This window comes from Cryobacterium sp. MP_3.1 (assembly GCF_035984795.1).
Taxonomy (GTDB): Bacteria; Actinomycetota; Actinomycetes; order Actinomycetales; family Microbacteriaceae; genus Cryobacterium; species Cryobacterium zongtaii.
In genome coordinates, this window is record NZ_JAXCHV010000007.1 from 77,163 (window position 1) to 90,666 (window position 13,504).

Here is a 13,504-nt window from a genome sequence, read left to right on the forward strand (position 1 = left end):
CTGGGCAGGGCACCCGACGCATCCCGCCCGCACGAGAAACGGCCCGCGGATCAGGTTCAGGGAGCAGTGCCCCCCGACCTGGCCCGCGGGCCGTTCAGATGATGATGGTGCGTGGTCGGTTAGTACCAGCCCACGGACTCGGACTTGGCCCAGGCCGCGCACGGCGTGCCGTAGGTACCTGAGATGTAGCCCAGGCCCCAGGAGATCTGGGTGGAGGCGTTTGTCGCCCAGTCCGATCCGGCCGAGGCCATCTTGCTGCCGGGCAGCGCCTGCGGAATGCCGGTGGCACCGCTCGAGGCGTTGTAGGCGTTCACGTTCCAGCCGGACTCCTTATCCCACAGGCTGACGAGGCAGCCGAACTGGTCGGCGCCCCAGCCGTACTTGGCGCTCATCATGTCGCGGGCGACGGCCTGAGCGCCGCTCGGGTTGGTCGGCGCCGACGGAACGGGAGCGGTGTTGGCCTTCGGGGCGGCCTTGGCGGCCTGGGCAGCCTGGGCGGCGGCGGCAGCCTCGGCGTCGGCGGCCTCCTGGGCGGCAGCGGCGGCAGCAGCCTCTGCGGCAGCGGCAGCCTCAGCGGCAGCCTGCTCGGCGGCGATCCGGTCGAACTCGGCTGTTGCGGCCTGCAGGGGCGGCAGCTCTGCGTTGGTTTGCTCGACGAGCTCGTAGATGCGCTCTGGTGCGAGGTACTTGAAGTTGGTGAGCATCGCCACCGGAGTCGCCACCTGCGTGGCATCGGCCTTGTTCTCGGCCGCGGTGATCACGGTGCTCGCGCCGGTGATGGTGTCGGTGGCGGCCTTCTCGGCCCGGGCCTGCTTGATCTCGCTGTAGGCCTGGAGCTGCTCCACGTGCGCGGCCGAGACGGCCGCCGTTTTGACTGCGCGATCGTTCTGGGCGGCCATCGCCGGCTCCAGCACAAATCCCGTACCGACCATCGCTCCGATGGAGAGCACCGCGAGCGCGGCGGCGGAGCGACGGGTGACGCGCGTGCGATGGGTCTTCGACGCGCGGGTCTCAAGGGGGGTTGCGGGGATCACGGCTGTTGCGGATGTAGCGGGTGTCTCGGGTGTTGCTGGAGTGCTGGAAGTCACAGTTATGTATGTCTCTCACTGAGCGAATCGCATATACGAGGGCGCAAAGCGGTTCTTATTCGACGTTCCACAGGCGGGGGCCCGCCCGGGCGAAGTGACCACCCTGCAATATGTTTCTGCATGGATCCTCACCTTTTGCCGGGAAGTTCCCCCCAATGCGGGTACCCCTGTTGCGTCAAGGGCGGTGCACTGGATCACTTCTCGATGCCTGATGAGGAGTCGATTCGGGCCCCAGAAAGCCGGTCAATCCGGTCACAGGAGGGGCCCACCGTGACCCAAAAACCCGTTAAAGAATTTCCGCAACCCCCTTGAAATCTCAGCCGCGAGGTGGATAAAAGTCATGAATCGTGGGAGAAAACAGGCCGCAGGAGGAACAGACGCACCACTCGTGCACGACGGTGGACATGCGTCCGGTCTGGCCCCGGAGCCGCCGGCGACCCGCGTCCGGTATCGGTCGTCGGTGTCACTAGAGGCTTTGGACTCCCCCGAACGGGGGTAGCGATTGTTACCGTGAGACTCCCCGTCCACCCGTACTGCGTCCCCACCCACCAGGAGCCTGCATGCTGTCCCCCCAATCCCACCCCCTCATCGAAGCAACGCTCCCCCTAGTCGGCGAACGGCTGCCCGCCATCGCCACCGGGTTCTATGCCCGCATGTTCACCGCGCATCCCGAACTCTTCGACGGCTTGTTCAGCCGCTCGAACCAGAAGAGCGGTGTGCAGCAGCAGGCCCTCGCGGGCAGCATCGCCGCGTTCGCCGCGCATCTCGTGAAGGACCCCACCAGTGCGCCGGAGATCATGCTCTCCCGCATCGCGCACAAGCACGTCTCCCTCGGTATCCTGCCCGAGCAGTATGACGTGGTCTACACCTACCTCTTCGAGTCCATCGCCGCCGAGCTCAGCGACGTCATCACGGCCGAGATCGCGGATGCCTGGACCGAGGTCTACTGGCTGATGGCGCACGCCCTGATCAAGCAGGAGAGGGGCCTGTACGCCGCCGCGGCCAGTGACAAGCCGCTGGCACCGTGGACGGTCACACACCGGGAGCCCGCCGGCAGCGACGCCGTGACGTTCACGCTCGTGCCGTCCGACGACACCCCGGCGTCCGCCTCCCGGCCCGGCCAGTACGTGGGCGTCACGGTGCGGATGCCCGATGGGATCCGCCAGGTGCGCCAGTACTCGCTCTCGGCCGGCACCGGCACCACGACCCGGGTGTTCACGGTGAAGCTGGACAACGACGGGGAGGTCTCCCCCGTCCTGCACCGTGACGTGCAGGTCGGCGACCAGCTGACCCTCTCCAACCCCTGCGGCGACATCACCCTGAGCACGGGCAACGGCCCCCTGGTGCTGGCGTCGGCCGGCATCGGCTGCACCCCGCTGGCGTCGATCCTGCGCTCGCTGGTGGAGACCGGGTCGGACCGGAAGGTGCTGGTGCTGCACGCCGAGAGCACCATCGAACGCTGGGCTCTGCGCGAACAGATGCGCGCCGACGTCGCCATCCTGGAAACGGCCGAGCTCGAGCTCTGGCTCGAAGCCCCGAGCGCCCTGGACACCGCTCATGACGGCTTCATGTCGCTGGATTCGGTGACCATCCCCGACGACGCCTCGGTCTACCTGTGCGGCCCGCTGCCGTTCATGCGGGCGATGCGCGCCCAGGCACTGGCGTCCGGGGTCCCGGCCGCCCGCATCCACTACGAGGTCTTCGGCCCCGACCTCTGGCTCGCGAGCGCCTAGCCACCGTTGTTCCGGCGCGGCGCCACGGTGAGGGCAGCAAGCTCCTTCACCCGGGGCCGCGCCCGGCCGTCTCCCCGAACGACGCCCGTGATCCAGCGGAACCGCAGCCCCGCCGGCGTCGCCGAGACGCTGGCAAGGCAGTTCTCGAACCACGGTCCCCGGATCCCCCGCCACCGAAGCGGCGACACGGGCACCCCGGCCGACCGGGCAAGCATCTCGCTGGGCCGGTTCGCGATGGCGTAGGACAGCACGGCCGAGAACGACCGGAGTGGCAGGGCCAACGGGTTGCGGATCGGCGAACAGACGGCCTGGATGATGCGGCTGCCCGAACTGCGCTCCACCTCGGCGACATAGGAGTAGTGCACGTCGCCGGAGAGGAACGTGATGGTGTCGGGGGCCGGGCCACGTTTGCCGTCGGCCAGGTCGGTGGCCATCTGCGCCACCCGGCGAAAGCTCGACTGGAAGGCGGCCCAGTGTTCGAGGTCGAGGGCCTGGCGGAGCTTCTCGCTGACGGCGGCCATCGGAGCGCCCCAGGCGCCCTCGGTGGTCGCCTCGTTCCAGGCCTCCAGATGGTGCAGCCCCGTCGGCAGCAGGAAAGGCAACGAGGTGCCCACCAGCAGATGGCGGAACCCGCCGCGCATCCGCTCGTCTAGCCAGCCGGATTCGTCGTCGTCGATCAGGGCCCGGTCTTCGGGGTCGAGCCGACGCGCGATGCGGGAATCGATCACGATCAGCCGGCTGTCACCGTAGTCCCGGCAGTAGCTCCAGCGATAGCTGGCCGGCTCGGCGGCGGCGCGCTCGACGAAAGCGTCGAGCCTCTGGCTGAGGTCGAGCTCGGCGTCGCCGTCGTGGCCGGCGACGAACCGCCAGATTTCGTCGACCGCCCGGTCGGCGGGCGACAGGTTGCCCAGGTGCTGGTACACCCAATACGAGGCCAGCCCGGAAACCAGCCTCCCGTGCCACCAGGAGGTCTGTTCCATCTCGCGCTGCCAACTGAGCGACGCGTTCCAGTCGTCGCGGATATCGTGATCGTCGAAGATCATCGCGGTGGGCACCGTCGACAGCAGCCACCGGTTCGCCGGGTCGGACCAGGCCAGGCCGTAGAGGTGCGCGTACTCCTCGAAGTCGGCCAGCTCTTCGCCAGGCGGCTCGGTGAGGTCTCGCCGGGCGCGGATGAACTCCTGCATCTGCCCGCTCGTGGTGTCGGCGTAGACCTGGTCGCCCAGGAAGAGCACGAGGTCGGGCCAGGAGAATTGGCCGGGCAGCGCGGCCATCTGCAGCGCGTAGCTGCGAAGGGCATCCACACCGTGGCTGCGGTTGCCTTTCTCGTCGTGCGGCACGCTGGTGCGGCAGGATCCGAATGCCAGCTTCAGGGGCGCGCCTGGCGTGAGCGTGCTGATGACGGATGCTGGAAAACGTGATGGCAGCGGCGGCCAGACCTGCACGCCGTCGATGTCGACCGCATACGGAGAGGTTGTGCCCGGCGCCAGGTCGTCAACCTGCACCAGAGCGTAGTGATGCCCGTGCACGGCGAAGGTTCGCGCCGACCACATCCTGGCATCGGCCCGCACCGTGACCTGCCCGGCCCGCGCGGTCTCGACCCACACACTGGCGGAGTCGGTATCGACGTAGCGCAGCATCGGACCGAGGATCAGCGCCGAGGCCGTCATGGCAGAGGCGTAAATCGCCGAGTGTAGCTCTCGGCCAGAGCGGTGAAGAAGGCTGATCGCGCCGGGTAGTAGTCCGCGAACGCGGGCGCGGTGCGGGGCCCTGCAGCCGCCCGCTCAGCCGTACTCTGCACAGCCGCAGCGAAGAGGTCCAGGTAGTACTCCCAGCCCGGGCCGATCTCCCCCAAGCTGTCCACCCCACTGAGATGGTGGATCAGGCTCAGGCGGGTCGAGCCGGCCGTCTCGGCGAGCAGCAGTTCCAGCCGCCAGCCGCCCTGGTCCTCGGGCATCGACAGGGCCAGGCGGGCGGGCCGCTCGCACACATCGACGCGCATCGGTAACCACGGTTCGCCGTCTTCGAAGCGCATCTGCACGCGGATGGAGTGGCCTGCGGCACCCTTCCCCTCCCAGGGGCCGTACCACTCCGTCGTTCGGGCGGGGTCGGTCAGGGTCGTCCAGACGTCATCGATGTCGACCGCGAAGCTGCGGCTCAAGACGAGATCCGGGCCGCTGTCCCCGCGCACCAAACGCGGATCGTCCGGGCCCGCCTGCGCCCTGTCCACGTCGTCGGTTGTCATGTCGTCAGGCCTCCCTCATTCAGTCGGCGAGGATCAGGTACAGCGCGCGGCGCACCTCGTCGAGCTTCTCGGTGGCGGCGGCACGCTGGGTGTCGGTCGCCGAGGAGCGGAACTGGTGCACAACACCGAAGAGCTTGCCGACGCTCTCGTGGAAGGCGGCGTCGGAATCCGACTGCCCGGGGGTGGCCTCCCAGGCCTTCTTGAGGTCGTCGGCGTGTTCGGCCAGGTAGGCCCGGCCGGCTTCAGTGAGCTCATAGTCCGTGCGGCGTTCGGTGCCGGTCGGTGAGATGAGCTCCTCGTCGACGATCTGCTGCAGGGTCGGGTAGATCGAGCCGGGGCTGGGGCGCCAGGCGCCGCCGGTCTTCTCCTCGATGGCCCGGATGAGCCCATAGCCGTTGGAGGGACCGTCGGCCAGCAGGGAGAGGATCGCGGAGCGGACGTCGCCCTTGTTGGCGCGACGTGAGCCACGGGGACCGCCGGGGCCGAATCCCGGGCCGAAACCGCCGAAGCCGGGCCCGCCGGGCCCGAATCCCCGGCCGAAACCACGACCGTGGCCCTGGGGCGAGTCGTGGTGGGCGCGGCTCATCCCCGGGCCGCAATCAGGGGCACCGAACTCGGGGTTGCCGGACTCTGGCTGGTGGGTGTGGTGAAAGCGCTTCATGATCGTTTTCGTCCTTTTCGCGAGGTCGTGCGTCGCGGGTGTCGCGAGCACGTGTCGCGGAACTTCCACGACACTCAACGATATATCGCTGAGTGTCGCGGAGTCAAGGAACTCAGCGGATCAACGGCGGTCGCGCCTGTCGTCGCGCCGGTCATCCCTTCGGTCGCCGCGGCGGCGTACTCCGTGGGCGACGACGGCCGCCGTTCCCACTGTGGCCGCGGTGCGGGCCACGGGTGCACCGATCACCCCTGGGCGACCGACCCGTCTGCGTGCGAGTGGCATGTCAGGCTCCTTCCGTGTCATCGGCTTCAATGGCGGCGAGCAGAGCCTGCACCGGAATGCGCCCGCTGGCCACCAGCTGACCGCCGGCGTGACGCACCGACGCGCCGAACGGGGCGGCCCAGAGGTTCTCCCAAACCAGGAGCGCCGCGGTGCTGCCTGGCTCGATGGCCTCGGCCGCGGAGATCACATCCTCCTCGCTGAGGAGGGTGGCCAGTTCGGTTTCGAAGGCGCGGAGTTCACCGAGTTGGCCATCCTCGAGATCCGAGAGTTCGGCGATTTCCAGAGCGCCGTCCGCGTCCTTCGTCAGGATCAGCAGGTCCAGGATCTTCACCAGGCCCCGGTCCACGAGCGACGTGATCTCCGGCGCGATCGACCCGTTGAAGGTGCTGCCCGGAAACTCCACGACGATCCAGTCCACCGGCCCGAGTTCATCGATGGTGTCAGTCATAACCCACTCCATTTCGCTTGGATGATGCGAACGATGAGCACAGCCGGGCAAGGAACCGGTGTGCGCCGTCGTCTCCGGCTGCCGGAGGTGTCAGTGTCCAGCCCTCCGGCAGCGCTCGCGTCACCCGCGATGGGTGAAGGTGGGTCAGAGGGTCGGCAGCACCTGCTCGCGCACCTTGCGGCGCAGCACCTTGCCGAGCATTGTGCGCGGGGTGTCGGTGATCTGCACGATCCGGCGGGGAATCTTGTATGCGGCCAGGTGCTCCCGGCAGTGATCCTGCAGGGCCTTCTCGTCCAGCGTCGCGCCGGGTTCGAGCTCGACCGCGGCGACGACCATTTCGCCGCCACGTTCCAGCGGCTTGCCGAACACGGCGGCATCCGTCACCGACGCGTGCAAGCGCAGCACCGTCTCCACCTCGGTGGGCGCCACGTTGAAGCCGCCGGTGATGATCAGGTCCTTGGCCCGGTCGACGATGGTGGAGAACCCGTCTTCGTCCACGGTCACGATGTCCCCTGTCCGCAGCCAGCCGTCCGGCGTCAGGGTCTTGGCGGTCTCCTCAGGGTTGTTCCAGTAGCCCTTGAACACCTGCGGGCCCTTGAGCAGCAACTCTCCGGGCTGGCCCTGCTCCACCTCGACGGTCGGGTCATCGGGGTCGGTGACCTTCATCAGGGTCGAGGAGAACGGGATGCCGACGGTACCGGGGCGGCGGGTCGGGTAGAACGGGTTGCCCATCGCCACCGGCGATGCCTCGGTCATGCCGAAGCCCTCCACCAGCAGTCCGCCCGACACCGATTCCCACAGCTCCACGACATGGTCGGGCAGGTTCATCGCTCCCGAGATGCAGAAGCGACAGGAGCGCAGCGAGATGCCGCGTTCCTTCGCGGCGAGCGCGGTGCGCTCGTAGATCGGCGGCACCGCGCAGTACACAGTTGCCGGGGTCTTCTTCATGGTGTCGAGCACGGTCTTCGGATCGAACTTGGGGAACAACACGATCAGGGCCTGCTTGTGGATGCCGTAGGTCAGGTACAACGTGAGGCCGAACGAGTGGAACATCGGCAGGATCGCGTAGAAGACCTCTTTGCGGTACTCGGCGCCGTGCATCCAGGCCTCGCCCTGCAGCGCGTTGCAGTGCAGGTTGTAGTGGGTCAGCATCGCACCCTTGGGGCGACCGGTGGTGCCGGAGGTGTACTGGATGGCCGCCAGGTCGTGCAGCGCCGGACGGGGGTGGGTCGGGTCGATGCGTCCGTGGCTGAACAGGTCCTTCCACGGGGTCGTACCGGCCGCCGAGCCGGTGAGAGCCGCCCGGGACTCGCGCAGACTCTTCACGGGAAGGTAGAGCGCCAGCCGTTTCACGGTGGGGAAGGCCTGCAGCAGGTTGACCGAGACGATGTGGTCGATCTCGATGTCGGCCGGGAACGCGCGCACTGTCGGGGCGACCTTGTCCCAAGCGATCACGATGCGGGCCTGGTGGTCTTCGAATTGGTGCCGCAACTCCGGAGACGTGTAGAGCGGGTTGTGTTCCACGACCACGCCGCCCAGGCGCAGGACGGCGTAGAACGCCACGACGTGCTGCGGGCAGTTCGGCAGGATCAGAGCGACCCTGTCGCCGGCCCGCACCCCGAGCAGGCGCAGCCCCTCGGCAGCCTTGTCGATCTGGGCGCCGAGTTCCGCGTAGCTGGTGCGGCGTCCGAAGAATTCGAGTGCCGGATGGTCGCCGGCCTCCGCGACCGCGTGCTCGAGCATCTCCACGAGCGAGGTGGTGGGGTATTCGATCTCGGCGGGCACGCCCGGCTGATAGTGCTTAACCCAGGGCTGTTGCTCAGTAGTGGCCATGCAGACATCCTCCCGCGATCCGCTCCAGAGGTGTGGGCACAACACGGCCCAAGGCTGAGCACGTCCGTGCAGACCCGACAGATATTCCGGCGCCAGCGGTTGACCGCCGCCCTCACCCGGTGGCACGGTGTGAGCGAGCAGCGGCGCGGTCAGTGACAGCCGACCCGTCGAGACATCGAAGGAGACACCATGCCCACGGTCAGATCGCGCGATGGCACCACGATCGCCTTCGACAGTCTCGGTTCCGGGCCCGCCCTGATCCTGGTGGACGGCGCCACCTGTTACCGCGACGCCGGGCCGATGCGCCCTCTGGCCGCCCTGATGGCCGACAGCTTCACCGTGTACGTCTACGACCGACGCGGCCGCGGCGCCAGCGGCGACACCGTGCCGTTCTCGGTCGCCCGGGAGATCGATGACATCGCCGCCTTGACCCGGTCGGCCGGCGGTCACGCGGCCCTCTTCGGCATGTCCAGCGGCGGCGCCCTGGCCCTCGCGGCGGCCGCCCAACTCGGTGCGGCGGTCAGCGAGCTGGCCGTCTACGAGGTGCCGGTGAGCATCGACCTGGATCCCGTCGCCACCACCTACTCCCGGAAGCTCTCCACTGCGCTGGCCGCGGGGCGCCGCGGAGACGCCATGGCCCTCTTCCTGGCCCGGGTGGGCATGCCCGCCGAGCAGATCGAGGGGATGCGGCAGACGCCGATGTGGGCCGGGTTCGAGGCGATCGCCCCGACTCTCGCCTACGACGATGCCGTTCTCGGCGACGGCCTGCTCCCCTACGACCGGATCGAAGCCGTCCAGGTCCCCGCGGTGGTGCTCAGCGGCGAATTCGCACCGGAGTTCATCCGCGAGTCGGCCAGGGCCCTGGCCACCGCCCTGCCGAACGGTAGGCACGTGGAACTCCCCGGCCAATCCCACGACGTGGACATTGCCGTTCTCGCCGCCGCACTGCACGGGAGTCTGGACTCCCAGGCCAGGCGGACCGACAATGAGCCCGAAATGCCATCGGCGACGTGATCAGACGGCACGGATTTCTCGCTCCCGAACGGGGTGAGCACTTCGACCGGCTACCGTAGTACTATGACGCCTCCTGATTCAACTGCACCGACCGAGGCAGCCACTGCCCGCCCGACCATCACGTTCTCCGAGCTTGGGCTCAGTGACTCCGTACTCAAAGCCCTCAAAGACGTGGGCTACGAGACTCCGTCGGCCATCCAGGCTGCCACCATTCCCCCGCTCCTCGACGGCCGCGACGTCGTCGGACTCGCCCAGACCGGCACCGGCAAGACGGCCGCCTTCGCGTTGCCGATCCTCTCCCGCCTCGACATGTCCCAGAAGAGCCCGCAGGCCCTGGTGCTCGCCCCCACCCGCGAACTCGCCCTGCAGGTCTGTGAGGCCTTCGAGAAGTACGCCGCCCACATGAAGGGCGTGCACGTGCTGCCCGTCTACGGCGGACAGGGTTACGGCATCCAGCTGTCGGCGCTGCGTCGCGGCGTTCATGTTGTCGTCGGTACTCCCGGCCGCATCATGGACCACCTCGAAAAGGGCACCCTCGACCTCACCCAGCTCAAGTACCTGGTGCTCGACGAGGCCGATGAGATGCTCAAGATGGGCTTCGCCGAAGACGTCGAGACGATCCTCGCCGACACCCCGGACGACAAGCAGGTGGCCCTGTTCTCCGCCACCATGCCCGCGCAGATCCGTCGCATCTCCAAGCAGTACCTCAACGACCCCGAAGAGATCACGGTCAAGAACAAGACCACGACCTCGGTCAACACCACCCAGCGTTACCTGCTGGTCTCCTACCCGCAGAAGGTGGACGCGCTCACCCGCATCCTCGAGGTGGAGAACTTCGAGGGCATGATCGTCTTCACCCGCACCAAGAACGAGACCGAGACGCTCGCCGAGAAGCTGCGTGCCCGCGGCTACTCCGCCACCGCCATCAACGGCGACGTGCCCCAGGTGCAGCGTGAGCGCACCGTGGAGCAGCTCAAGAGCGGCAAGCTGGACATCCTCGTCGCCACGGATGTCGCCGCCCGCGGCCTCGACGTGGAGCGCATCAGCCACGTCATCAACTACGACATCCCGATCGACACCGAGTCCTACGTGCACCGCATCGGCCGCACCGGCCGCGCCGGCCGCAGCGGCGCCGCGATCAGCTTCGTCACCCCTCGTGAGCGTCACCTGCTCAACGCCATCGAGCGGGCCACCCGCCAGCCGCTCACCCAGATGCAGCTGCCCAGCGTCGAAGACGTCAACGTCACCCGGCTCGCCCGGTTCGACGACGCGATCACCGCTGCGCTGGAGGAGACCGCTCGTATCGCCGCGTTCCGCGACATCGTGGGCCACTACGTGGAGCACCACGACGTGCCCGAGGCCGACGTCGCCGCCGCGCTCGCCGTGGTCGCCCAGGGCGAGACCCCGCTGCTGCTCAACGCCGACGACGTGCGCGCTGCGGCGCGTTTCGACCGGGAGCGCACCGAGCACCGCGACCGCGACCGGCCCGCACGCAACGACCGTCGGGACGACCGGGGCAGCCGCGATGACCGCGGCAGCCGGGATGACCGCCCGCTGCGCAGCGAACGCCCCGAACGCCGCTCACGCGACAGCAGCCGGGCCATGGCCTCGTACCGCATCGAGGTCGGCAAGCGTCACAAGGTGGAACCACGCCAGATCGTCGGCGCCCTCGCCAACGAGGGTGGCCTGAGCCGGGAAGACTTCGGCGCGATCCAGATCCTGCCCGAGTACTCCCTGGTGGACCTGCCCGCCGACCTGACCAGCGATGTGCTGGGCCGCCTCTCGGCGACCCGCATCAGCGGCAAGCTGATCGAGATCCACGCCGACAACGGCGCCTCGGCCGGCCGCAACGACCGTCCGCAGCAGGGCGACCGCTCCGAGCGCCCGCCGCGCCGCTACTAGGTCGCACCAGCTCACCCACGGGCGGGGATTCTCCCGACACCCCTCATCCGCTCGCCGGATTGACGGTGTGTCGCGAGAATCCCCGCCTTTCGCCATAGCCGCCCTATCATCAACCCATGACGAGGGCAGCGACGGATGGTGACGCCGGGCTGGCCGCACGGCTGCGGCAACATTTGGGCCCCCGGCATCCGGTGGCCGCCGTCGCCCTGGTTTCGCCCGGCGGAGTGGTGCTGGCGAGCGTGGGCGCCGGGCTGGACGCCGACTTCGAAATCGGGTCCATCTCGAAGGGCCTCACCGGCCTGCTCTACCGTCAGGCCTGCGAGCTCGGCGAGATCGGGGCCGAGTCCACGCTGGGCGATCTGCTCCCACTGCAGCAGGGCCCGGCCGGGCCTCTCCGGCTCGCTGCCGTGAGCCGGCACGAGTCTGGACTACCCCGCCTGCCACGCTCGGCGCAGCCGCTCCGCCGCGCCCTGCGGTTCTTGCGCACCGGGGAGAACCCCTACGGGGAGGATCTCACCGAACTGTTGGCGCAGGCGCGCACCGTGCGACTCTCCTCCACGCGCCGGCGCTACTCCAATTTCGGCTTCGAGCTGCTCGGCCATGCCGTCGCCCGCGGCGCGGGCCTCGACTACGCAACCCTGCTGCGGGAGCGACTGACCGAGCCGCTGGGTCTCACGTCGATGTACGCACCCGCGACACGGGCCGAGCTGCGTCCCGGCGCGCTGCCCGGTACAAGCCGGTCGGGCCGCCCGCGGCCGCCCTGGACTGGAGAGGCGGTGGCACCGGCCGGCGGCATCCGTTCGTCGATCACCGATCTGGCCCGGCTCACCCAGGCGTTGCTGGACGGATCCGCGCCCGGGATCTCGGCTCTCGATCCGGTGGCGCCGATCGCCCGCCGGGGGGTGAACATCGGCGCGGCCTGGATCACCCTGTCGGTCAGGGGCCGATCGATCACCTGGCACGACGGCGCCACCGGCGGCTTCCGTTCCTGGCTGGGCCTGGACCGGGCCGCCGGCACGGGGGTGGTTGTGCTCACCGCCACCTCACGCTCGGTCGACCGCCACGGCTTCGCACTGCTGACGGAGCTCACCGACGCGCACTCTTAGCGGGTTAGTGAGCAATGCTTTAGTCTGGAAGGTGCACGGGGAGCACCAAGCGAACCCCCTGTCATGGAGCCTTCCTTGAATATCACTCCTCTGACCTGGATCATCACCATCGGCGTGACGATCGCCTTCTTCGCCTATGAGTTCTTCGCGCACGTGCGGAAGCCACACGAGCCCACGGTGGGCGAGTCCGCCCGCTGGTCGGCCTTCTACATCGGCCTTGCCCTGCTGTTCGGTGTCGGCATCGGCGTGGTGTCCGGCTGGCGGTACGGCGGCGAGTACTTCGCGGGCTATCTCACCGAGAAGGCGCTGTCGATCGACAACCTCTTCGTGTTCCTCATCGTGATGGCCGCGTTCTCGGTGCCCAAGGCGTACCAGCAGAAGGTGCTGATGTTCGGCATCATCATCGCCCTGATCATGCGTGGCGGGTTCATCGCCGTGGGTGCGGCCCTGATCGAGAACTTCTCCTGGGTGTTCTACCTCTTCGGAGCGCTGCTGTTCGTGCTGGCATACATGCAGGTGCGCGGCCACGACAGCAACCCGGCCGACAACCTCTTTGTGCGGCTGGCCCGCCGGGTTCTGCCGGTCACCGAGGAGTACGACCGCGACAAGCTCACCACCAAGATCAACGGCAAACGGTACGTCACCCCGATGCTGCTCACCATCATCGCGATCGGCTTCATCGACCTGGTCTTCGCGATCGACTCGATCCCCGCGATCTACGGGCTCACCTCGGAGGCCTACATCGTCTTCACCGCCAACGCCTTCGCGCTGATGGGCCTGCGCCAACTGTTCTTCCTCATCGGCGGACTGCTCGAGCGCCTGGTCTACCTGTCCCAGGGCCTGGCCGTGATCCTCGCCTTCATCGGCCTCAAGCTCGTCTTCCACGCCCTGCACGTCAACGAGGTGCCGTTCATCAACGGCGGCGAACCGGTGCTGTGGGTGCCCGAGATCCCGATCTGGTTCTCGCTGGTCTTCATCGCCGCCACGGTCACCGTCGCGACCGTCGCGAGCCTGGCCAAGACCCGAGGGGACGCCGCCAAGGCCGACCGCGGCCGGGTCGACGGCGAGCAGATCACCAAGGCCGAGGACTCGCACTAGTCGAGCATGATCACGTCGAGGGTGTCACGCCGTCGGCGCCGTAGATCGGCACCCGCCCAGCAGCGCCACCACGATCAGCATCGCCTCGGACACC

General features: G+C 68.3%; 11 protein-coding genes. 5 read left to right on the forward strand and 6 right to left on the reverse strand.

Annotation, left to right across the window (positions count from 1 at the left end; translation table 11 throughout):
• Nucleotides 1–119 precede the first annotated feature (119 nt).
• Complete coding sequence (locus tag RCH12_RS06580) at nucleotides 120–1,034, reverse strand: hypothetical protein (RefSeq protein WP_327016387.1); 915 nt, start codon at nucleotides 1,032–1,034, stop codon at nucleotides 120–122.
• A gap of 614 nt (nucleotides 1,035–1,648) precedes the next feature.
• Here RCH12_RS06580 and RCH12_RS06585 point away from each other — a divergent pair.
• Nucleotides 1,649–2,821 carry a globin domain-containing protein gene (locus tag RCH12_RS06585; protein WP_327016388.1) on the forward strand — a complete coding sequence of 391 codons (1,173 nt, stop codon included), beginning with the start codon at nucleotides 1,649–1,651 and terminating at the stop codon, nucleotides 2,819–2,821.
• Here RCH12_RS06585 and RCH12_RS06590 read toward each other — a convergent pair.
• The 5 genes from RCH12_RS06590 to RCH12_RS06610 all read right to left on the reverse strand — a co-directional run bounded on the left by RCH12_RS06590 (nucleotide 2,818) and on the right by RCH12_RS06610 (nucleotide 8,290).
• Nucleotides 2,818–4,491, reverse strand: coding sequence for an alkaline phosphatase D family protein (locus tag RCH12_RS06590; RefSeq protein ID WP_327016389.1), 1,674 nt, complete (start codon nucleotides 4,489–4,491; stop codon nucleotides 2,818–2,820). The genes RCH12_RS06585 and RCH12_RS06590 overlap by 4 nt on opposite strands.
• Nucleotides 4,488–5,066 carry an SRPBCC domain-containing protein gene (locus RCH12_RS06595; protein ID WP_327016390.1) on the reverse strand — a complete coding sequence of 193 codons (579 nt, stop codon included), beginning with the start codon at nucleotides 5,064–5,066 and terminating at the stop codon, nucleotides 4,488–4,490. The genes RCH12_RS06590 and RCH12_RS06595 overlap by 4 nt, the downstream gene beginning before the upstream one ends.
• A 19-nt stretch (nucleotides 5,067–5,085) precedes the next feature.
• On the reverse strand, nucleotides 5,086–5,727 hold the full coding sequence (locus tag RCH12_RS06600) for a PadR family transcriptional regulator (protein ID WP_442784563.1): 642 nt from the start codon (nucleotides 5,725–5,727) through the stop codon (nucleotides 5,086–5,088).
• Nucleotides 5,728–6,010: 283 nt separating this feature from the next.
• A complete protein-coding gene (locus tag RCH12_RS06605; RefSeq protein ID WP_088455864.1) occupies nucleotides 6,011–6,457 on the reverse strand; it encodes a DUF6325 family protein in 447 nt (148 codons plus the stop codon).
• A gap of 144 nt (nucleotides 6,458–6,601) precedes the next feature.
• Nucleotides 6,602–8,290 (reverse strand): long-chain-fatty-acid--CoA ligase, encoded by a 1,689-nt coding sequence (locus tag RCH12_RS06610; RefSeq protein ID WP_327016391.1) that lies wholly within the window; start codon nucleotides 8,288–8,290, stop codon nucleotides 6,602–6,604.
• Between the two features lie 189 nt (nucleotides 8,291–8,479).
• On the opposite strand from RCH12_RS06610, the gene RCH12_RS06615 reads away from it, so the two are divergent.
• The 4 genes from RCH12_RS06615 to RCH12_RS06630 all read left to right on the forward strand — a co-directional run bounded on the left by RCH12_RS06615 (nucleotide 8,480) and on the right by RCH12_RS06630 (nucleotide 13,410).
• On the forward strand, nucleotides 8,480–9,304 hold the full coding sequence (locus tag RCH12_RS06615; RefSeq protein WP_327016392.1) for an alpha/beta fold hydrolase: 825 nt from the start codon (nucleotides 8,480–8,482) through the stop codon (nucleotides 9,302–9,304).
• Between the two features lie 63 nt (nucleotides 9,305–9,367).
• The gene (locus RCH12_RS06620) at nucleotides 9,368–11,206 is read left to right on the forward strand and encodes a DEAD/DEAH box helicase (RefSeq protein ID WP_088455861.1); all 1,839 of its coding nucleotides are present in this window, start codon (nucleotides 9,368–9,370) and stop codon (nucleotides 11,204–11,206) included.
• Nucleotides 11,207–11,322: 116 nt separating this feature from the next.
• Entirely contained in the window at nucleotides 11,323–12,312 is a 990-nt protein-coding gene (locus tag RCH12_RS06625) for a serine hydrolase domain-containing protein (protein ID WP_327016393.1), read from the forward strand.
• A gap of 75 nt (nucleotides 12,313–12,387) precedes the next feature.
• The gene (locus tag RCH12_RS06630; protein WP_327016394.1) at nucleotides 12,388–13,410 is read left to right on the forward strand and encodes a TerC family protein; all 1,023 of its coding nucleotides are present in this window, start codon (nucleotides 12,388–12,390) and stop codon (nucleotides 13,408–13,410) included.
• The last annotated feature ends 94 nt before the right edge of the window (nucleotides 13,411–13,504 follow it).